General features: G+C 39.8%; 19 protein-coding genes. 12 read left to right on the top strand and 7 right to left on the bottom strand.

Annotated elements, in window-relative coordinates; translation table 11 throughout:
- Nucleotides 1-25: 25 nt before the first annotated feature.
- The gene (locus tag RMA95_RS13260) at nucleotides 26-1,255 is read right to left on the bottom strand and encodes a GGDEF domain-containing protein (RefSeq protein WP_311071200.1); all 1,230 of its coding nucleotides are present in this window, start codon (nucleotides 1,253-1,255) and stop codon (nucleotides 26-28) included.
- Between the two features lie 320 nt (nucleotides 1,256-1,575).
- Between RMA95_RS13260 and RMA95_RS13255 the strand changes: the two genes are divergently transcribed.
- Nucleotides 1,576-2,328 carry an iron-containing redox enzyme family protein gene (locus RMA95_RS13255; protein ID WP_311071198.1) on the top strand — a complete coding sequence of 251 codons (753 nt, stop codon included), beginning with the start codon at nucleotides 1,576-1,578 and terminating at the stop codon, nucleotides 2,326-2,328.
- A 46-nt stretch (nucleotides 2,329-2,374) separates the two neighbouring features.
- On the opposite strand, the gene RMA95_RS13250 is transcribed toward RMA95_RS13255, so the two are convergent.
- Entirely contained in the window at nucleotides 2,375-3,514 is a 1,140-nt protein-coding gene (locus RMA95_RS13250) for a helix-turn-helix domain-containing protein (RefSeq protein WP_000367581.1), read from the bottom strand.
- Between the two features lie 157 nt (nucleotides 3,515-3,671).
- Nucleotides 3,672-4,658 (bottom strand): lipoyl synthase, encoded by a 987-nt coding sequence (lipA, locus tag RMA95_RS13245; RefSeq protein WP_311071195.1) that lies wholly within the window; start codon nucleotides 4,656-4,658, stop codon nucleotides 3,672-3,674.
- Between the two features lie 363 nt (nucleotides 4,659-5,021).
- Here lipA and RMA95_RS13240 point away from each other — a divergent pair, with 363 nt between their 5' ends.
- Genes RMA95_RS13240 through RMA95_RS13215 form a run of 6 tightly spaced genes read left to right on the top strand, consistent with a single transcriptional unit; the run spans nucleotide 5,022 to nucleotide 11,868 of the window.
- A complete protein-coding gene (locus RMA95_RS13240) occupies nucleotides 5,022-5,984 on the top strand; it encodes a thiamine pyrophosphate-dependent dehydrogenase E1 component subunit alpha (protein WP_191000137.1) in 963 nt (320 codons plus the stop codon).
- 13 nt (nucleotides 5,985-5,997) lie between these two features.
- Entirely contained in the window at nucleotides 5,998-7,017 is a 1,020-nt protein-coding gene (locus RMA95_RS13235) for an alpha-ketoacid dehydrogenase subunit beta (RefSeq protein ID WP_001133054.1), read from the top strand.
- A gap of 1 nt (nucleotide 7,018) precedes the next feature.
- The gene (locus RMA95_RS13230; protein ID WP_311071191.1) at nucleotides 7,019-8,554 is read left to right on the top strand and encodes a 2-oxo acid dehydrogenase subunit E2; all 1,536 of its coding nucleotides are present in this window, start codon (nucleotides 7,019-7,021) and stop codon (nucleotides 8,552-8,554) included.
- 10 nt (nucleotides 8,555-8,564) lie between these two features.
- A complete protein-coding gene (gene lpdA / locus RMA95_RS13225; protein ID WP_311071189.1) occupies nucleotides 8,565-9,968 on the top strand; it encodes a dihydrolipoyl dehydrogenase in 1,404 nt (467 codons plus the stop codon).
- A 26-nt stretch (nucleotides 9,969-9,994) separates the two neighbouring features.
- On the top strand, nucleotides 9,995-10,780 hold the full coding sequence (locus tag RMA95_RS13220; RefSeq protein WP_311071186.1) for an acetoin reductase: 786 nt from the start codon (nucleotides 9,995-9,997) through the stop codon (nucleotides 10,778-10,780).
- Nucleotides 10,781-10,809: 29 nt separating this feature from the next.
- Nucleotides 10,810-11,868 carry a 2,3-butanediol dehydrogenase gene (locus RMA95_RS13215; RefSeq protein WP_311071184.1) on the top strand — a complete coding sequence of 353 codons (1,059 nt, stop codon included), beginning with the start codon at nucleotides 10,810-10,812 and terminating at the stop codon, nucleotides 11,866-11,868.
- A gap of 47 nt (nucleotides 11,869-11,915) precedes the next feature.
- Here RMA95_RS13215 and RMA95_RS13210 read toward each other — a convergent pair whose 3' ends face one another.
- Together RMA95_RS13210 and RMA95_RS13205 are read right to left on the bottom strand one after the other, a co-directional pair.
- Nucleotides 11,916-12,827, bottom strand: a complete 912-nt coding sequence (locus tag RMA95_RS13210) for a bestrophin family protein (RefSeq protein ID WP_311071182.1) — start codon at nucleotides 12,825-12,827, stop codon at nucleotides 11,916-11,918.
- A 70-nt stretch (nucleotides 12,828-12,897) separates the two neighbouring features.
- Nucleotides 12,898-14,169, bottom strand: a complete 1,272-nt coding sequence (locus RMA95_RS13205) for a sigma-54 dependent transcriptional regulator (RefSeq protein ID WP_311071180.1) — start codon at nucleotides 14,167-14,169, stop codon at nucleotides 12,898-12,900.
- Between the two features lie 191 nt (nucleotides 14,170-14,360).
- On the opposite strand from RMA95_RS13205, the gene RMA95_RS13200 reads away from it, so the two are divergent.
- The 4 genes from RMA95_RS13200 to RMA95_RS13180 all read left to right on the top strand — a co-directional run bounded on the left by RMA95_RS13200 (nucleotide 14,361) and on the right by RMA95_RS13180 (nucleotide 18,881).
- Nucleotides 14,361-15,056 carry an MBL fold metallo-hydrolase gene (locus RMA95_RS13200; protein ID WP_311071178.1) on the top strand — a complete coding sequence of 232 codons (696 nt, stop codon included), beginning with the start codon at nucleotides 14,361-14,363 and terminating at the stop codon, nucleotides 15,054-15,056.
- 9 nt (nucleotides 15,057-15,065) lie between these two features.
- A complete protein-coding gene (locus tag RMA95_RS13190) occupies nucleotides 15,066-16,721 on the top strand; it encodes a TIGR01244 family sulfur transferase (protein WP_409187561.1) in 1,656 nt (551 codons plus the stop codon).
- 254 nt (nucleotides 16,722-16,975) lie between these two features.
- Nucleotides 16,976-17,767 (top strand): sulfite exporter TauE/SafE family protein, encoded by a 792-nt coding sequence (locus tag RMA95_RS13185; RefSeq protein ID WP_311071176.1) that lies wholly within the window; start codon nucleotides 16,976-16,978, stop codon nucleotides 17,765-17,767.
- Between the two features lie 109 nt (nucleotides 17,768-17,876).
- Nucleotides 17,877-18,881, top strand: a complete 1,005-nt coding sequence (locus tag RMA95_RS13180) for a homoserine dehydrogenase (protein ID WP_311071174.1) — start codon at nucleotides 17,877-17,879, stop codon at nucleotides 18,879-18,881.
- A gap of 32 nt (nucleotides 18,882-18,913) precedes the next feature.
- Here RMA95_RS13180 and RMA95_RS13175 read toward each other — a convergent pair whose 3' ends face one another.
- Entirely contained in the window at nucleotides 18,914-19,831 is a 918-nt protein-coding gene (locus RMA95_RS13175; RefSeq protein ID WP_311071172.1) for an EamA family transporter, read from the bottom strand.
- Between the two features lie 166 nt (nucleotides 19,832-19,997).
- Between RMA95_RS13175 and RMA95_RS13170 the strand changes: the two genes are divergently transcribed.
- On the top strand, nucleotides 19,998-20,852 hold the full coding sequence (locus tag RMA95_RS13170) for an AraC family transcriptional regulator (protein ID WP_005305027.1): 855 nt from the start codon (nucleotides 19,998-20,000) through the stop codon (nucleotides 20,850-20,852).
- An 18-nt stretch (nucleotides 20,853-20,870) separates the two neighbouring features.
- On the opposite strand, the gene chrA is transcribed toward RMA95_RS13170, so the two are convergent.
- Complete coding sequence (gene chrA, locus RMA95_RS13165; RefSeq protein WP_311071170.1) at nucleotides 20,871-22,220, bottom strand: chromate efflux transporter; 1,350 nt, start codon at nucleotides 22,218-22,220, stop codon at nucleotides 20,871-20,873.
- Nucleotides 22,221-22,223: the final 3 nt, after the last annotated feature.

Raw genomic sequence — 22,223 nt, 5'->3', positions numbered from 1 at the left:
TTTAATTAAATAGACCCATGAATAATTAAGTTAAATCTACAATTTGTTCTTGATTTACAGCAATTTGATACTGATTGCGACCATTTGTTTTTGCTTGATAGAGTGCATGATCTGCACGGCTAACAAAGGCAGAAATTGAATCATTTAAACGTGGAATTGTGGTTGCCACACCCACACTAATGGTTACGTATGGTGAAACGCTACTACATGGATGAACAATGGCAATTTTTTTAATTGCGTTCATTAATCTTTCGACTTGAATCTGAGCTTGCTGAGCATTGGTCATGGGGAAGAGAAGTAAAAATTCTTCACCACCATAACGGGCAACTAAATCTCCACTACGAGCAGCAATTGAAGAAATTGCGGTCGCAATATCTTTTAAGCACTGATCACCTTTAAGATGTCCTAAGGTATCGTTATAGGGTTTAAAGAAGTCGATATCCAACATCATAATAGTCAGTGGTGTTTCATGGCGCAGTGCACGACGCCATTCATTGTCCAGTGTTTCATCAAGATAACGTCGGTTAGCAAGCCCAGTTAAAGCATCTTGCTGTGAAAGCAAAGACAACTGCTGCGCTTGTTGCATGAGTTCAATACGGTTGAGCTCAATCATACAGTTTTGTAAATAGTTTTCTCGGTGTTGACGGTCTGTAGCATACGCAAGCGTCATTCCTAAGAAACTACTAAACGTATATGTGCGATTCAAAAAGGTCCAATCTATGTCGCCTTTCACATAAGTACTGACTAAAATACCAACTAAACCACCGACCCATCCTGCAATGATCGCAGTATAAAAGCGCATACCTACCGCACCATAGATAATCACAATCGCATACATCATTGCTGCATGAAAAAGTACATTATCTTGGCCATTTTCTAAAACGTTAATTAAAATAAAGGTGATAGCGACAGCGGAAGCAGAGCCAATTCCGACATAATAATCAAACCACTGATTTAATTTTTTAATAAACGATAAAATCCATGCAATTAAAACAATTATACCTACCCAAGAATAATAGCTTAACCAGGATAAAACTTGGTCGGTTGGTAAGACTTGGTATATACCAAAGCTTAAAAATAAATATAATATTAAAATAATAGGTGCTCTATAGCGAAACTCATAGGCCGCACCATTTTGATATTGAAAACGATAGATCGTTTCAAGTTGCTTTGGAAACCATACGAAATTTAATCCGCGTGTGGTTAATAAATCTATTTGTTCCTGTCCCAATATATTGGAACCTTGCAACTTCATAATTAATGCTCTCTATATTGGAAGTTGGCATAAAATGCGACTTGTTTTATTAAAGTTCCATCTAAAAATATTGGTTATATATTGTGTGGTTTATTCAAAATAATAATACAGATTTTTTAAAAAAGTAATGATTTTTATAGGCCCTTATTGTGATAAAAATCACGACATTTCAATGATTAGCGTCACAATTATCTAAAGATTCAAAACCTTTGAGAAAAAATTACTAATGGTCGATTAAAGATTGTATCTTTATCATTTTCGGATAGACTTATAGCCGTGAAGTACAGATGATTGCTGTCATATAAATAGGAAAATTAGCAATGACTGCTTTAAATCAATATGGAATGAGTTTAGAAATTACAGCGCATAATGAATGGTCTCAGCGGTTTTGGGATGATCTTTTACCGGTTAAGGAGCGGGTGAGTAAACATCCGTTTTTTACTGAAATGGCCAATGGGGGATTGAGCCTAGAAAGTTTCCGTTATGCTTTACTTAATTTCTATCCACTGGTAGCACATTTCCCGTCATATATGGCTGGTGCGTTAGCTAAGGCGACTGCTTTTGCTGAACCGGGTGTAACAGAAACACGAGATTGGTTAATTCAAAATATTAAGGTCGAAGAGCGCCATTTACAGTGGTATCGGGATTGGGCTAGAGGTTTTGGATTAACGGTAGAACAACTCGATAGTGTTCGCCCACCAGCTTCGATGAATGCGGTGAATCATTTTCTTTGGAATATGAGTCATCGTGGCAACTTGGCTGAATGTCTGGCAGCGACCAATTTAGCAATTGAATGGGCGACAGGTGACTGGTCTATTCAAGTCTATAAAGGCATACACGCTTATACGGATCATCCGGAAGTTACCATTGATAAGCGTTCTTTAGCCTGGTTACGTGCACATGCTCATTATGATGATTTACATCCTTATGAAGCCATGGAGCTGATTAAACGTTTGTGTAATGAACGTCCTGATTGGCAGCAAAAAGCATTTCATGCGGCGGAAGAAGGGCTGCGGTATTATGAATTAGCTTTAGACGATTGCTATAGAGTACAGCTTCAAGCCTCTGCTTGATCTCATCTTAAAAAGGGAGAATATTCTACATATTCTCCCTTTTATTTTATTCAAGCAATTTTAAGAGCTTTGCCCGATAAGGTGTTTCTTCAGGCAGAAGCTCAAGTAAGCGTTCAACGGCATCAACACGGTCGGGAACACGGCTAACCACACGTAATAGTTGGTCTACATCATCAATTTGATAAATCACATGACTCAAGCGGGCATCAAAGCAATCTCTCCAAGCACACAAAAATGGACTTTCTGACTTGGCTAAAAAACTACCTCTATACAGTGTTAAAGTGGTTGCAGTAAAACCTAAGTTTAGTGCTTGCTCAGCCATGAGAAAGTCACATTGAATTTCACAGTTAAGTCTATATGGTCGTGACTCGATCACATCGGGAATCAGGTTTCGAAGCTGTGAGAGCTCAGCTTTTAGTGTAGTGGTACTCACTGGTCGATCGCCATATAAGGCATAGTGAAGCTCTTCTAAGTTTATGCCTTCCGGACATAAAGCAAGAATACATAAAATTTCGATTTGGCGCTGCGTGAGTGTCAAGCCATGTTGATTGTATTGAACCTTAGGCGTGCCTAGCGCCTTAATATATAAAATGTTCTTTTGATGAAGTTGAATGGCTTGTTTTACAATATCGGCGCAGCGTTCAACAGCTAAAATTCCAAGTGAGTTATGCTTTTGATATTTAGTTGATAAGTTCATAATGCCATAAAACTGGCCTGTATTTGCGTCAGTGATTGGGGCTGCATAACATACCCAGTCTCTAACGCTGTTCATCTGGTTTTCATGTGAATAAACACAGCTTGCAGAATGCGTATTTAGGGCAAGACCAATTGCATTTTGACCAACCGCTTGAGTTGACCATTGCCCACCTTCAACAAAATGGACTTGTTCAGCAGATGAACGCATAGGTGTACTACTCCATGTCCAGAGTAAAGTACCGTGAGGGTCAGTCACCCCAATTGCCATATCTGCATCTTCAGCAATGTGCATCAAATTTCTATGGCACTCTTGGATTGAACGACCAAACAAGGAATGTTGCCATTCATGATCTAGATCAAATATAGGAGCCGCATCTAGATCGAGTGACGGCTTTTTTCCTAAACAAGGGGTTTCAGAGATTGTTTCCGGTCTAAAGAAAGACGGAAGGTTGTCTGTAGAAGGCAATAATAATTGTTTTGACATATCCATATCGAAGTTCCTTTATCGTTGAAATGGCGTATCCGTGGCCGCTCAACAGGTTTAGCTTTCTTATTGTGACTATTTCCTCGTTATTTCATTTACCTTAAATAATTTTAAACGGTTTGACTATTATCCTATTGGGTAAGTTTTGTTATTTCGCCTCGCCCTATGACAAAACATCCTCTCTTGAAAATGGCTTTGGGGCAGGTTCTCCGAAATATTGCCGATCGGCAAAATAGCTAGAACGGACCATCGGCGCACTCCAGATATTTTTAAAGCCTAAACGCTGACCATGCTGAGTGTATCTTTCAAATTCTTGTAAATTCACAAACCGGTGAATAGGGGCATGTGATTTAGAGGGCTGTAAATATTGTCCAATAGTCACTAAATCTACATCATGATCTTTTAAATCGTTGAGTAGAGCAATAACCTCAGCTTCAATTTCTCCTAGCCCTACCATTAGACCGCATTTAGTTTTGATATCAGGACAGTATTTTTTTAAACGTTTTAATAAATTTAATGAATGCTGATAGTCAGAACCGGGACGCATTGCTTTATATAAACGCGGTACTGTCTCAATATTATGATTAAATACATCGGGTGGTGATAAGCTTAATGTAGAGAGTGCTGTTTCTAAACGGCCACGAAAGTCCGGAACTAAAATTTCAATTAGCGTATCTGGACAACGGTTTCTGATTTCTTCAATACACTTCACAAAATGTGCTGCACCACCATCGTGTAGATCATCACGGTCTACAGAGGTAATGACTACATATTTTAAGTTTAGGTTAGCGACCGTCTCAGCTAGATGTTTAGGTTCATTTTCATCTAAAGGCATTGGACGACCATGTGCTACATCGCAGAAAGGGCAACGTCTTGTACAAATATCTCCCATAATCATAAATGTTGCCGTACCACCACCAAAACATTCAGGTAGATTTGGACATGCGGCTTCTTCACAAACACTATGTAGCTTTTGTTGGCGTAATAAATTTTTGATACGTTGAATTTCTTCGAAATCAGTTATTTTTGCTCGAATCCATTCAGGTTTTTTAGGTAGTTCTTCGGTAGGTAAAATTTTAATAGGAATACGAGAAACTTTATCTATTCCTCTTAACTTAATACCTGTCTCTATTTGCCTTTTTAAGTCCATATATAAAATTCCATTTTATATTAAATTAATTTGCAACTTGACTGGTTATAATAAAAACCTTATTTCTATAAATAAGAAATAAAGAATTTATTAATGCGTATAGTGCACAGCAAATATTATAAATTAATAAAGGTTGGTTAAAGGTTTGTTTTACAAGTGTATGAAATTAATTAAAATTTTTTAATTTTATTTTTTCGGTGTAAGTTTGTGATAAATAAAAATTAATAGCCATAAAAACCATTTAAAACTTTTTAGTCTAATAGCATGTTAAATTAAATTGAGCTTTATTATTTATAGCGAAATATATAACTCTCGCTGAAACTTGGTTGATTTTTAATAATCAAGATAATAAAGGAAAAGGATATGCAATTAACGGAAGAGCAATTACTCGCAGCATATAAACGCATGCGCGATATTCGTGAATTTGAGGATCGACTTCACGAAGAAAATACCAATGGTGATATTCCTGGCTTTATTCACTTATACAGTGGTGAAGAAGCTGTAGCAGTCGGGATTTGCGAAAATTTAACCGACAAAGACTATATCACTTCAACACACCGTGGACATGGACACTGTATTGCAAAAGGCTGTGACATTCACGGCATGATGCTGGAAATTTTTGGTAAAGATGACGGACTCTGCCGTGGAAAAGGCGGTTCTATGCATATTGCCGATTTAGATAAAGGTATGCTCGGTGCCAACGGGATTGTGGGCGGTGGGCCTCCTTTAGCAATTGGTGCAGCGTTGACAGCGAAAACCTTAAAGACTGGCGGTGTCGGACTGTCTTTTACAGGTGATGGTGGCTCAAACCAAGGCCTTACTTTTGAAGCGATGAACATGGCTGTTGTTCTTAAACTTCCTGTGATTTTCGTTTTTGAAAATAACGGCTTTGGTGAGGGGACTGGTCATGATTACGCAGTAGGAAGCAAAGACATAGCTGGTCGTGCAGCTGGGTTCGGTTTACCGGCAGTTAAAGTTGATGGTACAGACTTCTTTGCCGTTTATGAAGCCGCTCAAACTGCCATTGAACGTGCACGTCGTGGTGAAGGTCCAAGCGTGATTGAAACCATCACAAACCGTTTTTATGGCCACTTCGAAGGTGACCCTGGCTTGATTCGTTCTAAAGAAGAAGTCGAGTTCATCAAAGAAAATAAAGATCCTTTAAAAATTTTCCGTGAGAAAGTCAAAGGCAAAATTGATGAAGCCAAACTAGACGAGATTGATGCAGCTTCAAAGGCAAATGTTGATGATGCCGTTGCAAAAGCTCGTGCTGCGGCATATCCGAAACCAGAACAACTCCTTACTGACGTCTATGTCTCTTACTAAAGGAATAGTAAAGATGCCAAATAAAAGTTTTCGTAATGCAATTAAAGAAGCCATTGAATCAGAAATGCGCCGTGATCCAACCGTATTTGTTGTTGGTGAAGATGTCCGCGGTGGGCACGGCGGTAAAAACACTGAAGAAAACCAATTAGAAGGTTTCGGTGGTGTATTGGGCGTAACCAAAGGTTTATGGACAGAGTTTGGTTCGGAACGTGTTATTGATACGCCAATTACCGAGTCTGCAATTATTGGTATGGCCGCTGGTGCTGCTGCAACAGGTTTACGTCCTGTTGCCGATTTAATGTTTATGGATTTCTACGGCGTGTGTCATGACATGCTCTATAACCAAGCCGCTAAATTCCGTTATATGTTTGGTGGAAAAGCAAAAGCACCCATGGTTGTACGTGGCATGATTGGTGCAGGTTTTTCTGCGGCAGCCCAGCATTCTCAGTCACCATATAACGTATTTGCCGCGGTTCCGGGCTTAAAAGTTGTGGTTCCATCTAGCCCATATGATGTGAAAGGGCTATTAATTCAGGCTATTCGTGATGATGACCCTGTAGTGTTCTGTGAACATAAAATGCTTTATGACATTAAAGGTGAAGTTCCAGATGATGCTTATACCATTCCTTTTGGTGTAGCAAATTACACCCGCGAAGGCACAGACGTGACCATTATTGCTTTAGGCCTGATGGTACACCGCGCCAATGAAGTAGCAGACAAACTGGCAAAAGATGGTATTTCAGTTGAAGTAGTAGACCCTCGTACGATTTCCCCTCTGGATGAAGAAGGAATTTTAGAGTCTGTTGCATCGACTGGGCGTGTAGTTATTGTGGATGAATCAGCGGCACGCTGTGGCTTTGGGCATGATGTTGCCGCACTGGTCGCACAAAAAGGTTTCCACTATTTGAAAGCACCTGTTGAACTCGTAACGCCACCACATACGCCTGTTCCATTCTCTCCAGTTTTAGAAAAAGAATGGATTCCAAGTGTAGAGCGTATTGAGCAAGCTGTGCGAAAAACATTGGAGGCTTAGGATGAGCGAAATTAAAACGCTGGAGATCCCGAAATGGGGATTATCCATGGAAGAAGGCACGATCGCCCAATGGTTGATTAAAGAGGGTGATAGCTTTAATAAGGGCGATGAAATTTGTGAAATTGAAACCACAAAAATCGTCAATGTGTTAGAAGCGCCTTTTGCTGGAACGCTCCGTAAAATTTTAGCAAAAGATGGTGATACTTTACCTGTTGGTGGGCTTATTGCTGTATGTGCTGAAAGTGAAATTTCTGATGCAGAAGTTGAAAAGTTTATCGCATCACTAGGTGGTTCAGCACCTAAAGCCCCGGAAGCACCTTCGGAGCAAAGTAAGGCGGAAACATCTGCACCTGTTGTTGAAAAAACAGAACAACCACTGTCTGTAGCTGCAAGTGCTTCAGCTCCAGTAAAGGCTACTAAAGGTGACTACGCTGTATCAGAGCCATTACAAGGCTATCAAACATCTGATGAGTTCTTTGCCACACCGCATGCGTTAAAGCTTGCAGAAAAGCACAATGTGAACTTGGCAAAAGTCACAGGTTCTGGTCGTGAAGGACGTATTAGTGTTCAAGACATCCAGAAAGCTGTACAAGCTGCTGGTGGTCAGTGGCCTAATGTTAAGCAGCAAACTCAAGTTAAAGTAGTTAAATCTACTGCCGACGATAGTCAAGTTTCAGCGACACCTGTAGCACGCCGTTTAGCAAAGCAATGGGGCATTAACCTAAATGATTGCCGCGTTTCAGGTACTCGTGGTCGTGTCTGTAAAGAAGACGTTGAAGCGGTTTATTACCGTAGCAATCCAACATCGTTAGATGAACAACCTGTGCAATGTGCTGCTCAACCACAATCGACAATTACAACAGTCGCGATGAATGGTATGCGTAAAGCGATTGCTTCACGGTTACAGGCTGCTAAACGTAATGCACCGCATTTCCGCTTAGTGGTCGATCTAAACGTGGAAGCTTTGCAAAATTTACGAAAGCAAATTAATGAGACTGTTCCACAAGTCAAACTTTCTATTAATGACATGTTAATTAAAGCGGCGGCGGCGGCACTGATTAAAGTACCTGAGGTGAATGTTCAGTTTGATGAGGCGACTCAATCAATTTTACAGTTCTCTCAAGCGGATATTTCGGTGGCTGTAGCGATTCCAAATGGTTTAATTACACCAATTGTAAAAGCAGCAAATCAGAAGTCTTTAGCACAAATTTCTGATGACATGCGTGATTTGGCAACGCGTGCCAAGACTGGCAAGTTACAACCTGATGAGTTTCAGGGCGGCAGCTTTAGCATTTCAAATTTAGGAATGTTAGGCATTAAACAGTTCGATGCCATTATTAATCCACCGCAAGGTGCAATTATGGCATTAGGTGCTTCTGAATTTCGCGCTGTTGTCGAAAATGGCAATGTAGTGGTTCGTGAGATTGTCACAGCGACGTTGTCATGCGATCACCGAGTCATTGATGGTGCAGTTGGGGCGAAATTCTTGGCCAGCTTTAAGCAGTTTGTTGAAAACCCTGCTTTAATTTTGGTGTAGGAGAACCCGCATGTCAGAAGCTCAATTTGATTTAATTGTGATTGGCGCGGGACCGGGTGGGTATGTGGCTGCAATTCGCGCAGCCCAGCTCGGCTTAAAAACCGCAATTGTAGAAGAGCAACATTTAGGCGGAATTTGTCTAAATTGGGGCTGTATTCCAACTAAAGCTTTGCTTGCAGGGGCAGAGCTTGCAAACCAGTTTAAACATGCTGGACAGTTTGGTTTTCAGGTATCTCAACTTGATTTTGATATTCAAAAGCTTGTGCAACATAGCCGCCAAGTGTCAGCTCAGTTAGTACAAGGCATCGATTATTTACTTAAAAAGAATCAGGTGACAGTGTTTAATGGTCGTGCTCAGCTTACGGCTAAAGAAAAAATTGAAGTGACCGATGCTCAAGGTAACAGTCAAGCTTTAAGTGCGCCACACATCATTTTGGCAACAGGAGCTAAAGCTCGACATGTTCCTCAGCTGCCTGTCGATGGAACGTACGTCTGGAGCTATAAAGAAGCGCTTGTACCAGAGCAATTACCAAAAAGTTTACTCGTTGTGGGCTCGGGTGCGATTGGTAGTGAGTTTGCTAGTCTTTATCAAGACTTGGGGTGTCAGGTCACGCTTATTGATTTAGCCAAGCAAATTTTACCAACTGAAGATGGGGAAGTTGCTCAATTTGTCAGAAAGCAATTTGAACAAAAAGGAATGAAGGTCTTAACCGATGCTGTTGTTCAAAGTATTCAAATTGAAAATGATCAAGTCCACTGTGTAATTGAAACGGCAAATGACGTTCAAACGATTATTTTCGACCGTGTGCTTTCGGCAATTGGTGTACAGCCGAATACCACAGGGTTAGGACTAGAACGTTTAGGTGTAGAACTAAATCCACAAGGTTTTGTGGCAATTGATGAATATTGTAAAACCAATGTAGCAGGGCTTTATGCGATTGGTGACGTGGCTGGAGCACCGTGTCTTGCCCATAAAGCAAGCCATGAAGCCATGATATGTGTCGAGAAAATTGCTGGTGTAGCAAACGTACATTCACTCGATCGTAGCCAGATTCCGGGTTGTATTTTTACTCATCCACAAGTGGCGAGTATTGGTTTAACGGAAAACGTAGCAAAAGCTCGGAATTTACCTGTACGAATCGGCAAGTTTTCTTTAACTGCAAATGGTAAAGCTTTGGCAATTGGAGATGCGTCAGGTTTTGTGAAAACTATTATTCATTCAGAAACGGGCGAACTGCTTGGTGCACATATGGTAGGCCATGAAGTAACCGAACATATCCAAGGATTTGCTATTGCCAAATACCTAGAAGCAACTGATGAAAGTTTAGCTCAGGTGATTTTTCCGCATCCAACCTTATCAGAAGCTATGCATGAATCCATTCTAGCTTCAATGCAACGAGCGATTCATATGTAGAAATTCTGCATTTACAGGAGTTGAACATGGTTAAGGGATTAAAAAATAAAGTCGTTTTAGTGACGGGGGCAGCTCAAGGCATTGGCCGTGGGATTGCCCTGCGCTTGGCGCAAGAAGGGGCACATATTGCATTAGTGGATATGAAACAAGATCGACTGAACGATGTGCAGCAGGAAATTCAGGCTTTAGGTGTAAATGCGAGCACATTTATTGCTGATGTAAGTGACCGAGAGCAAGTGTATGCCGCTATAAATCATGCTGAGCAGACACTTGGCGGGTTTGATGTCATGATTAATAATGCTGGAATTGCACAGGTTCAGGCGATTGCGGATATCACACCTGATGAATTTCAAAAAATTGTTGATATCAATATTGGTGGCGTACTGTGGGGAATACAGGCTGCTGCTGCAAAATTTAAGCATCGCCAACATAAAGGTAAAATCATTAATGCCTGTTCAATTGCAGGCCACGACGGATTTGCTTTACTCGGTATTTACTCGGCAACCAAGTTTGCGGTACGAGCACTTACCCAAGCTGCGGCAAAAGAATATGCCAGTCATGGTATTACGGTAAATGGATATTGCCCCGGAATTGTCGGAACTGACATGTGGGTTGAAATTGATAAACGTTTTGCTGAAATTACTGGTGCTACTATAGGTGAAACTTATAAAAAGTATGTAGAAGGCATTGCTTTAGGTAGAGCCCAAACACCAGATGATGTAGCTGCATTAGTTGCTTTTCTGGCAAGTGAAGATTCGGACTATATTACGGGTCAATCTATTTTAACGGATGGTGGAATAGTCTATCGCTAAAACAACATCCTGATTTGAGGGAGATAATAATGAAAGCAGCGCGTTTTTATGACAGAGGCGATATTCGTATTGAAGATATCCCTGAACCAGAAGTCACTCCCGGCACTGTAGGCATTAAGGTAGCTTGGTGTGGAATCTGTGGTACAGATTTACACGAATTTATGGAAGGACCAATTTTTATTCCACCATGTGGACATCCACATCCTATTTCAGGTGAATCTGCACCGATTACCATGGGCCATGAGTTTTCAGGTGTTGTCTATGCTGTAGGTGAAGGTGTTGATGACATTGAAATTGGTCAGCATGTGGTGGTAGAGCCTTATATTGTGGCCGATGATGTACCGACTGGACCGAGTGATAATTATCATCTTTCCAAAAATATGAACTTTATTGGTTTAGGTGGTCATGGTGGTGGTTTGTCGGAAAAAATTGCGGTTAAACGCCGTTGGGTGCACCCAATTTCCAATAAAATTCCACTAGATCAAGCAGCCTTAATTGAACCCTTATCGGTGGGGCATCATGCTTTCGTACGTAGTGGTGCAAAAGCTGGTGATATTGCACTGGTTGGCGGTGCGGGCCCAATTGGTTTATTGCTTTCGGCAATTTTAAAAGCGAAAGGGCTTAAGGTCATCATTACTGAGCTAAGTGCAAAACGTAAAGAAAAAGCCAAAGAGTCGGGAGTCGCAGATTATATTTTAGACCCATCAGAAGTTGATGTTGTTTCTGAGGTCATGAAAATCACTAATGGCAATGGTGTTGATGTCGCGTTTGAATGTAGTAGCGTTAACAAGGTATTAGATACTTTGGTTGCGGCAGTGAAACCAACAGGCGTGATCGTTATTGTTTCGATTTGGAGCCATCCAGCATCAATTAATGTGCATAGTGTAGTAATGAAAGAGCTTGATGTACGAGGCACAATTGCCTATGTAAATGACCATCAAGAAACCATTAAATTGGTTGAAGAAGGTAAAATAAATCTTGAACCTTTTATTACGCAGCGTATTCAACTGGATGATTTGATTTCACAAGGTTTTGAAACCTTAATTCACAACAATGAGTCAGCCGTTAAGATTATTGTACAACCCTAAATAGACACTTAAACCTATAAAAAAGAGCGAATCATCGCTCTTTTTTATTAAAGTAAATTGTTGTTTTTGGCTTCAATAATAGGAGGTAATGGCTGTCCTAAAGAGCTTAGAGACTCACGTTCAATCAAACGTACAATAGAATCGAGCGGTAAATCATTTTCTTGCAAACCAAAAGGTTCTTCAATTTGAGCACTTAAGGCATCTAGCCCTAAAAACATATACGCGATTAAGCCAACAATAAGCGGTGTCCAAATACCTAAAGCTGCTTCAAGGCTAAACGGTAATATGAAACAGAAACAATAAACAGCGCGATGTAAAAGTACAGAATAAGAGTAGGGTAAAGGTGTACCGGCAATACGGTCACAACCTGCTTGAATATTGCCTAACTCAATAATATGTCGATTTAGCGTGCTATAGATAATGTCACTAATTTCACCGTCCTTTAGTATTTTAACTAAATCTTTTTGAATGTTTTCGAGTACAAACTGAGGCGCATTAATATGTTCATTTAAATAATCAAGTGAAGAGTTATTTAAATACGCATGTTCAAGAAATTTGGTCGGTTCAGCAGTTTGCTGGCGCAGTCGATCACGTAGTAAATTACTAAAAATTAAGACCTGATGAATTAAATGTTCACGTTGTTCATTGGTGAGAATATGGCTGTCTCTAACAATATGTCTGGCATTAGCAATTAATGCACCCCAAAGTTTGCGGCCTTCCCACCAACGGTCATAACAGGCGTTATTTCTAAAGCCAGTACAAATAGAAAGAATTACACCAAAAATAGTAAATCCAATCGCGGGTACGGTAGGGATTTGAATCCAATGATAATAAGAAAGCCAAACTACACATGCTGAAATAAATACAACAAAACTTAATGCTGGCAAGACCTTGGGTAGAACAGTTCCTTTCCATGCAAATAAGAGTTTAAAAACGTTGCTTTTATCGCGAACAATCATAGAAAGCCTTTGAATTTAATGGATCTAACCAACTGCAATATGATACGCCTTAGATCTAACAAATACCTAGCTAAAGCTTATGTTTTTGTCTATAACGCCAAAGCGTTGTACGGCTAATACCAAAAATATTAGCAACCATATTCAGGTTATGGTCATATTTTTCTAAAGCAGCTTGCACATTTTCTGGACTAAGCTCGGTATTTGTCTCAGGCAATTTAACGTAATCGTCAGCATTTAAAAGCTCATTTGGTAAGTCTTCAACTTCAATCTCATCCTTACCATTTGCCATCGTTAACGCATAAAGTAGGGTGTTTTTAAGCTCACGAACATTTCCGGGCCAGTCATAATTTAAAAGAACTTGCATGGCTTTTTGATTGACATGACGAGGCATGGTGTCGAGTTGAGTTGAGCTTTCTTTTAAAATCTGATCGACAATGAGTGGAATATCGACTTTTCGTTCTCTGAGTGGAGGTATAAAAATTGGAATTACGCGTAAACGGTAGAGTAAATCATGACGGAACCGTCCGGCTTTAGCTTCTTCGCGTAAAGCTTTATGTGTTGCAGTAATAATTCGGACATTGGCTTGAATCGGTTTTTCACCACCTACAGGCGTAAATTCACCTGTTTCTAACACTCGTAATAATTTAGCTTGAAGCTCTAAAGGAATCTCGGCAATTTCATCCAGAAACAGTGTTCCACCAGCGGCACGTTCAAACACGCCTTTATGGTCACGAATTGCTCCTGTGAAAGCACCTTTAACATGTCCAAACAGCTCACTTTCTAAAATATTGGCATTGAGAGCAGCACAGTTAATCGCTACAAAAATTTTGTTTTTGCGCTGGCTATAATCGTGAATGGCTTTTGCTACCAATTCTTTACCACTGCCAGATTCACCGCGGACAAGCACTGGAAACTCAGTAATAGCTACTCTTTGAATAATCGAAAACATACGAGCCATTTCTGGTGAGCAGCTATTAAAAACTTCGGCTAAGTCTTTCAATTGCTCTGTTATTTCTAACGGTTCTGTAATGTCATTTTCATTGCTTATCGGCTGTAAAATATGTAGCTTCCCAATAATCCGATGCTCGGCAATATAAATATCATGTTCTTGATAGATAAATCGCTTTCTCATTTTAGGAGTATTGATTTCGAGATATTGATTGTGATGATCTTGAGTAAGCGCTGCCATGCTCTCAACAGAAATGTCATCTGTGTTAAATTTATAGTGAATTGCGTGAGTCGTTGTGTCTGCTAAAAACAGACTCGCATTTGGGAATAAAGCCTTAAGTTGCTCAAATAAAATATAAAAATCTTGTTCTGACTCAAAATTTAGCTTTGCCATTTTATATGTTTCACAATCGTTTCATTGAAACATACTTGAGTTTCAATGAAACATCAAGAAAAGTTTATATTCTCATTTAAATTTTAAATTTTAAATTAACTATATGATTTTTAAACTTATTATTTAAATAAAAATAATTGGCATTGTATTTGCAAAATATAGGATAGAAATAAATTATCGGGGTATAAATCATGTTCTTTAAGCAATTTTTTGAACAAGAAAGTTCGACTTATACATATATGCTTGGATGTGAAGAAACACGAGAGGCTGTTTTAATTGACCCAGTTGCATCAGATATAGAAATCTATGCAAAAGAATTAGAAAAGCATCAATTTACGCTCATCTATACCTTAGATACACATGTTCATGCAGATCATATTACTGCTGCAAATTTACTGCGTGAACATTTCCATTGCAAATCAGTTTTACATCGAAACTCAGAAGTAAGTTGCGGAGATATTTTAATTACAGATGGTTGTACGCTGAAACTAGGCAACCTTAGTATTGAAGCACGTTATACACCAGGTCATACCAATGCTTGTACGAGTTATTTGGTTGAAAACATGGTTTTCACTGGTGATGCATTATTAATTGATGGATGTGGTCGAACTGACTTCCAACAAGGTAATGCAGGCACACTTTATGACAGTATTCATAAGCAACTTTTCAGCCTACCTGACGACACTATTGTGTATCCGGGACACGACTATAAGGGTCGTTTGTCTTCAACGATTGGTTATGAACGTTTAAAAAATTCACGTTTAGGTCAGAATCGCTCACGAGAAGATTTTATTAAATTGATGAATAATTTAAATCTGCCATATCCAAAACAAATCGATAAAGCGCTACCTGCCAATCAGGCTTGTGGCTCAACTTCACAATCATAAGGTGGCGATATGGAACTTAAACGAGTTAATCAAGAATTTTATGTTGCTGACCAGATTACTGCCGATGATATTGCGAAAATTACTGATCAGGGAGTAAAAACTCTGATATGTAACCGCCCGGATGGAGAAGGTGCAGACCAACCCAATGTGATTGAAATTGAAGAAGCAGCTCAGCGACATGGCCTAAAGGTAATTTATCAACCTGTTAGCAGTGGCAAAATTACCGATCAACAAGTTGCCGAGTTTAAACAGCTTTATAAGAATGCCCAAAAACCTGTTTTAGCGTATTGCCGTTCTGGTATGCGTGCAATCAGTTTGTGGGCTTTGGCTGAAGTTGTTCCACAAGATGCAGCGCTGTTAGTTGAATCAGGTAACAAACTTGGATTTAACTTAAAAGGTTTAGTGCCACGTATTTTAAAACGTGACCATGAATCAGCGACAATTCCTTGTTATAGCGTTGTGATTGTGGGCGCTGGAGCAGCAGGAATTTCTGTAGCGTCTAGTCTTTTATGTCGTGAACCTAATTTAGATATTGTCATTATTGATCCGGCAGATACCCATTATTATCAACCGGGTTGGACCATGGTTGGTGGCGGTATTTTCAAACCAGAAATAACCGCACGCTCAATGGCAAGTGTGATTCCTGCAAAAGTGAAATGGATGAGAGCTGCTGTTGCCGGATTCGACCCTGAGCATAATCAGGTTATTTTGGAAGGATGCCAGCCCATTCAATATAAAGCTTTAGTCGTCTGTCCCGGTTTAAAACTGAACTGGCATGGCATTGAAGGTTTAGTCGAAACCTTAGGTAAAAATGGGGTAACGTCTAACTATCGTTATGATCTAGCGCCGTATACATGGGAACTGGCGCAACACCTAAATGCTGGAAAGGCTATCTTTACTCAACCGCCTATGCCGATTAAATGTGCTGGTGCTCCTCAAAAAGCAATGTACCTTTCAGCCGACTACTGGTTAAAGCAAGGCAAACTAAAAGATATCTCTATACATTTTTATAACACCGGCGGTGTTTTATTTGGCGTGAAAGAATATGTGCCTGCACTCATGCAATATGTCGAAAAATATGGTTCAGAACTGCACTTTAACCATCAACTGGTCAAAGTAGATGGGCCTGCAAAAAAAGCATGGTTTAAGGTAGTGAATGATGAAAATGCAGCATTGGTCGAGACTGATTTCGATATGTTGCATGTTGTTCCACCACAACAAGCCCCAGATTTTATTCGTGCAAGTACTCTCACTGATGATGCAGGATGGGTGAGTGTGAATCCTCAGACTTTACAACACACACAGCATGCCAATATTTTCGCTTTAGGTGATGTGATGAATGCGCCTAATGCCAAAACGGCTGCTGCTGCACGCGCACAAGCTCCGATCGTCGCTGTGAATGTGATAACGCAGCTCAAGGGTGAACAAAACTTCTGTGAATACAATGGGTATGGCTCATGTCCACTCACAGTAGAGCGTGGAAAAATCGTTCTAGCCGAGTTTGGTTACGGCGGTAAATTACTTCCTAGTTTTCCAAAATGGGTGATTGATGGACAAAAACCATCTCGTTTGGCTTGGTTGCTTAAAGAACAGATTTTGCCACCGATTTACTGGCAAGGCATGCTCAAAGGCCGTGAGTGGATGGTCAAACCTGAGCGAGGATAAGTAAAGCAACGCTTTACCCGAGCGCAAGACGAGAGCTGTGCTCGAGTGGAAGAGGATAAACAAAGCAAAGCTTTGTCCTGAGAAGCGGCTAAAGTTTCGCAAGAAGACGAGAACTATGTTCGAGTTAAGAGGATAAACAAAGCAGCGCCTTACCCTGTGAAGCGACTGAAGCTTCGCAAGAAGATGAGAAATTGCTCACTCATCAAATGGCAGTCCACAGCAAATGAAATATATGCAATTTTAGGCTTTTTGATATGTTACTACTTGTCGTTGAAGGCATTGTGATTGGCTTTTTACTTGGTCTTACTGGTGCGGGTGGTGGTATTCTCGCTGTACCCGCACTCATGACAAGTCAAGGCTGGACAGTGGCTCAAGCAGCGCCTATTGGTTTGCTGGCTGTCGCGCTATCTACCCTGATTGGAACCATTGAAGGGCTATTTAAAAAGATTGTGCGCTATCGCGCTGCAATCTGGATAGCAATTATTGGTACTCCAATGGCCCATATTGGAATCTTAATATCCAATACGATTTCACCTGTCTGGCTCATGTTAATGTTTAGCTTGGTTATGTTTACAGTGGGTTATCGACTCATCAGTAACCGAGTCTCAGATTTCCAAAACCCGCCGTGTCAGGTCAACCCAAGTACAGGGCGATTTATCTGGAATTTTAAAACAGGCGGTGTACTTGCTGGCATTGGAATTATTGCGGGGCTTTTAACTGGTATGTTAGGGGTTGGTGGTGGATTTGTAATTGTACCAGCGCTTAGAAAAGTCACGAATTTGGATATGCATAGCATTGTTGCAACCTCACTTATGATTATTTTTCTCATTAGTGGCATAAGTATTGTGATGCATATTGCAGAGGGTTTTCATTATCCAGTCGCCATTACTAGTGCGTTTGCTCTTGCATGTGTAGCAGGCATGTTATTAGGTCGTCGAGCTATTCGCTTTATTCCACCTGCGATTGTACAAAAAGTCTTTGCTTTAATGGTTTTTGCTGTTGCAATTTATATGGTCATTAAGATTGTTAATTTAACGAATATCTAAGAGATATAGTATTTTAACCATCCTTATAAATACTAAATTTCCAGAGATAAGATGTTAAAATTATCTTGGGAAAATTGATTTAAACCATTTAAATTTTTGAGAAAGCGAAATGAAGCGAGTTAACGTGGCAATTTGTGGTTTTGGACGGATTGGGCAACAAATTGCAGAGCTTCTTTTAAATCGATCGGCATACTATCAACAAAAATATCAAATTGATGCCCGTTTAGTGGGTGTCTGTAAATCATCATCAGGTTTAATTGATCAAGAAGGTTTACAAGCTGCAAAGTGGTTAGATAAAACACAATATCAAGCAGGCTTAACTGAGCAAAAGTTTTTACAACAGATTCAGGCGGATGTCATTATTGAGACTGGCCCAAGTGATTATGTGACAGGTGGAAAAGGCCTATTTTATTTAGATTATGCTTTAACACATAGCATGAATGCGATTGCGGTATCTAAAGGTGCTTTAGTCGTAGATGGTAAAAAATTAGTTAACTTGGCACATCAGCACAATAAAAAACTATTTTTTAGCGGTGCGACAGCTGCTGCCTTACCAACTGTTGATTTGTTTGAATATAACTTAGCTGGCTGCCAAATTTTAGAAATAGAAGGTGTGTTTACAGGCACCACGAATTTTATTTTGAATGATATGTTGCAACATGAATGTGCGTTTGCAGAATCTCTTGAAAAAGCTCAAGCAAAAGGTATTGCAGAACCTGACAGCTCTTTCGATGTAGATGGATGGGATACTGCTGCCAAAATTACGATACTAGCCAATACTGTTTTGGGAGCTGATATAAAAATTCAAGATATTCCAAGACAAGGAATCAGTCATGTCACAGCCGATCATATTCGTGGTTGGAAAAAAGAAAATGTAATTCCTCGTCTGGTCGGTTTTATTCATATTAAGAATCAGCAAATTCAAACAGGTGTTGAATTAAGATTAGTTCCAGCAAATCATCCGTTTGCTCATCTGCAAGGTTCCAATAAATGCATTCGGGTGTTAACTCAAGAAATGGGGGAACTTGTTGTAAGTGGAGGAGCATCTGCGCCTTTAGCTACGGCAGCTGCGGCTTTGAAAGATTTTGAGCTGATGCTAAAAACGTACTGCTAGAGATGAATTATTACTTATAAAAAAGCAGGCTTTTATGCCTGCTTCTCACAATTTTTTTGACTGCTAAATAACTTCTTTCCAATTTCAAACTTACTGAACATTAGGTAGTTACCAAGTAAGATGAGTAAAATTCCAAATACAGCATTTAAAGTCCACTCATATCCTTCAAAGAAAGTCGAAACTGTTAGAGCGACTAAAGGGAAGAGTAATGTGCTATAGGCTGCTTTAGCTGCACCAATTCGACCGACTAAAGAAAAATAAGCCGAGAACCCAATAACCGTACCAAATACAGCCAAGTAAAGTACCGAACTTAAAAATGGGAAATTCATTGGAGGCATTAGATCTTGGCCTGTAAATAAAGCTAGACTTAACATCACCAGTGCACCATAAGTCATAGCATAACAATTTGTTGAAAAGATATTTAGACCACGTTTTTGGTGTCTAACACTAATCATATTCCCTAAAGAAAAACCGTAAGTGCCTACTGCACATAACCCAATACCCATCAATAACTGTGCATTAAACTGACTATTAATCAGGTCATGCCAAAACAGTAAAACAATACCACTTAGGCCCAAAAGTGCAGCTGGTGTAAAGTTTGGCGATGGTTTTTGCTTAAAAAAGATAAGCGCATTAATGGCATTAAAGAAAACAGCCATCGAAAAAATAACGGACTCTAAACCGCTATTTACATATTTAACAGCAGTATAAAAACAAATAAAGTTTAGACCAAAAACGCAAAGGCCTTGCAGCATACAAAACAAGTGATCTTTTAAAGCAATTCGCTGTAATTTTCCTGAAAATAATAAAACAACCCACAGTAATAAGGCTGAAATGGCAAAACGCCATAAAATTGCGACAACGGGTGTTGCATAGTGGCTTTGAACGGCAATTCCAATCCATGTTGTCCCCCAAATCAACACCACCGCAACATAGAGTAAAATATTCATAAGTTCATCCTCGATTACCAAGCTTAAGTATCTAGGAATGCTTCATTTTTCACGTATATATTCTTGTGTAGTACATGCAAGATCTTGCGTTTTTTATATGACTGAACTAGCTGAATTTTGCTGAATATGGTTAACTTAAGCTCAATGATATTCGTTTTAATTTTGCATGGCCTATCAAACTTTAGAACAGCTACAGCAATCTAAAGCCAAGCTTCACGAAACTGTGGTGCTTGATGAAAATATGCAACTTGCATTTTGGTCTAATGAGCAAGATCGTGTAAGTGTCTGTAGCGATCACCATACTTTAAGTCTTTATATTCAAGATGGCTATGAAAGCTATCAAAAAACACCTGCTGGCTGGAAAAATGGCGGTGGACCGGGTCGTTTTTGTTTGTTGCCTGAACATCAGGAGTCTACTTGGGATATACGAGGTGGGCTTAAATTCGTTCACTTGTATTATACCGATCAACATTTGCGTGATGTTGCTGAAAAAATATGGGACAAAGAACCCAATCAAATTGAACTAAATGAAGTTGTCTTTAATGATGACGAAAAGATTCGTGCGCTATATCAGTTTTTCTTGTTAGATTGTGATTGGAATGATTCATCAAACCATTTACAAATGAGTACAACTGCCAGTTTATTATTGAATCATTTAATTCGAAGATATAGCAATGTTAAGTGGCAGCAGCCAGTCATTAAAGGAGGCCTCGCGCCTCATAAACTCAAGTATATTCAAGACTGGATTGAAGGGCATCTAGACCAAGCACTGACTTTGTCTGACTTGGCAAATGTTGTGAATTTAAGCGAATATCATTTTGCTCATATGTTTAAACAGTCCATGAATATGGCGCCTCACCAATATGTCATGCAAAGACGCTTAACTAAGGCAAAGGGGCTAATTCAGTCATCTCAGCTTTCTTTGCAAGATATTGCTTTGGTATGTGGTTTTAGTTCAGCAAGCCATTTAAGCCATCGCTTTAAACAATTTTATGGTATGAGTCCTTCGCAGTTACGTTAAAGGACTCATGGCTCATTTTTATAAAAGATAAATACCTAAACCAATTAGTGCTGATGCAAAAATGACATAGAGTACATTAATGTTAAAGTGGAATAAGGCAATAAATGCAGCCACAGTAATGATCGCCGAGATAACATCAAAGTGACCGGAAAAACCGTGCGGCCATAGCACGTGATAACTAAAAAATAATGCTAGATTTAAAATGACACCGACCACAGCCGCGGTAATCGCAGTGAGTGGTGCGGTAAATTTAATTTCATTGTGTGTAGATTCAATAAAAGGACCACCTGCAAAAATAAAGACAAATGAAAAGAGAAAGGTAAACCAAGTCACAATGACAGCACCGAGTGCTCCAGAGAAAAATAGATGTTCAGGCCCAGATAATGAATGATTAACACCTCCTAAAAAACCAACAAAGGCAACGACCATAATCAGTGGCCCGGGTGTAGTTTCCCCAAGTGCCAATCCATCTATCATTTGCGTAGGTGAAAGCCATCCAAAATGATTGACTGCTCCTTGATAGACGTAAGGTAAAACTGCGTAAGCGCCCCCAAAAGTGAGCAAAGCAGCTTTAGTAAAAAACCACGCCATTTGGGTATAAGAATGATGCCATCCAAAATATGCGCCTAAAGCTAAAATTGGCAATAACCATAAAACGATTGCCACAAAAATTAGTCTGACTAACCGTGACCAATGGAATTTAGCATGCTCTGGTGTCGGGGTATCATCATCAATAAATGCTGGGCCATAATCTTTTTGACTAGCTTTATGACCAGCCGCTGAGGAAAGTAGCTCAGGGTACTTTTTACTTACTAAATAACCTGCAATGCCTGCTGATAAAACAATAAGCGGGAAAGGAAGCTTTAAGACAAAAATGGCAAGAAACGCTGCAATTGCCACGAACCATAAAAATTTATTTTTAAGCGAACGGCTACCTATACGGTACGTTGCATGAAAGACAATTGCGGTAACAGCAGGCTTGATCCCGTAGAAAATGCCTGCGATAACGGGAACATCTCCAAATTTTATGTAGACCCAAGACAGCCCAATTAAAATAAATAAAGACGGTAGTACAAATAGAATGCCTGCGACTAGTCCTCCAGCGGTTCTATGCATAAGCCACCCAATGTAGGTTGCTAATTGCTGTGCTTCAGGGCCGGGTAACAACATGCAGTAGTTCAGGGCATGCAAAAATCTTTTTTCAGATATCCAGCGCTTTTGTTCAACGAGTTCCTGATGCATTACAGCGATTTGTCCAGCTGGCCCCCCAAAGCTAATAAAGCCGAGCTTGAGCCAAAATAAAAAGGCTTGCCAGAAGGTGACCTTTCCCACTGAATCATCAGGGGTATTTTGTTGTTTTTGTTGCATATT

Source organism: Acinetobacter sp. V110_1, assembly GCF_031798975.1.
GTDB classification, from domain to species: domain Bacteria; phylum Pseudomonadota; class Gammaproteobacteria; order Pseudomonadales; family Moraxellaceae; genus Acinetobacter; species Acinetobacter nosocomialis_A.
The sequence above is the reverse complement of the archived record's forward strand: the minus strand, read 5'-3'. Positions and strand labels throughout refer to the sequence as shown.

What these genes read in the sequence shown, in the direction of transcription:
- RMA95_RS13170 (WP_005305027.1), top strand. Translation starts at nt 19,998, where the DNA reads ATGGCCTATCAAACTTTAGAACAGCTACAGCAATCTAAAGCCAAGCTT.
- RMA95_RS13220 (WP_311071186.1), top strand. Translation starts at nt 9,995, where the DNA reads ATGGTTAAGGGATTAAAAAATAAAGTCGTTTTAGTGACGGGGGCAGCT.
- RMA95_RS13260 (WP_311071200.1), bottom strand. Translation starts at nt 1,255, where the DNA reads ATGAAGTTGCAAGGTTCCAATATATTGGGACAGGAACAAATAGATTTA.
- RMA95_RS13230 (WP_311071191.1), top strand. Translation starts at nt 7,019, where the DNA reads ATGAGCGAAATTAAAACGCTGGAGATCCCGAAATGGGGATTATCCATG.
- RMA95_RS13250 (WP_000367581.1), bottom strand. Translation starts at nt 3,514, where the DNA reads ATGGATATGTCAAAACAATTATTATTGCCTTCTACAGACAACCTTCCG.
- RMA95_RS13210 (WP_311071182.1), bottom strand. Translation starts at nt 12,827, where the DNA reads ATGATTGTTCGCGATAAAAGCAACGTTTTTAAACTCTTATTTGCATGG.
- RMA95_RS13180 (WP_311071174.1), top strand. Translation starts at nt 17,877, where the DNA reads ATGAAGCGAGTTAACGTGGCAATTTGTGGTTTTGGACGGATTGGGCAA.
- lipA (WP_311071195.1), bottom strand. Translation starts at nt 4,658, where the DNA reads ATGGACTTAAAAAGGCAAATAGAGACAGGTATTAAGTTAAGAGGAATA.
- RMA95_RS13215 (WP_311071184.1), top strand. Translation starts at nt 10,810, where the DNA reads ATGAAAGCAGCGCGTTTTTATGACAGAGGCGATATTCGTATTGAAGAT.
- RMA95_RS13185 (WP_311071176.1), top strand. Translation starts at nt 16,976, where the DNA reads ATGTTACTACTTGTCGTTGAAGGCATTGTGATTGGCTTTTTACTTGGT.
- RMA95_RS13200 (WP_311071178.1), top strand. Translation starts at nt 14,361, where the DNA reads ATGTTCTTTAAGCAATTTTTTGAACAAGAAAGTTCGACTTATACATAT.
- RMA95_RS13255 (WP_311071198.1), top strand. Translation starts at nt 1,576, where the DNA reads ATGACTGCTTTAAATCAATATGGAATGAGTTTAGAAATTACAGCGCAT.
- RMA95_RS13240 (WP_191000137.1), top strand. Translation starts at nt 5,022, where the DNA reads ATGCAATTAACGGAAGAGCAATTACTCGCAGCATATAAACGCATGCGC.
- RMA95_RS13205 (WP_311071180.1), bottom strand. Translation starts at nt 14,169, where the DNA reads ATGGCAAAGCTAAATTTTGAGTCAGAACAAGATTTTTATATTTTATTT.
- lpdA (WP_311071189.1), top strand. Translation starts at nt 8,565, where the DNA reads ATGTCAGAAGCTCAATTTGATTTAATTGTGATTGGCGCGGGACCGGGT.
- RMA95_RS13175 (WP_311071172.1), bottom strand. Translation starts at nt 19,831, where the DNA reads ATGAATATTTTACTCTATGTTGCGGTGGTGTTGATTTGGGGGACAACA.
- RMA95_RS13190 (WP_409187561.1), top strand. Translation starts at nt 15,066, where the DNA reads ATGGAACTTAAACGAGTTAATCAAGAATTTTATGTTGCTGACCAGATT.
- RMA95_RS13235 (WP_001133054.1), top strand. Translation starts at nt 5,998, where the DNA reads ATGCCAAATAAAAGTTTTCGTAATGCAATTAAAGAAGCCATTGAATCA.
- chrA (WP_311071170.1), bottom strand. Translation starts at nt 22,220, where the DNA reads ATGCAACAAAAACAACAAAATACCCCTGATGATTCAGTGGGAAAGGTC.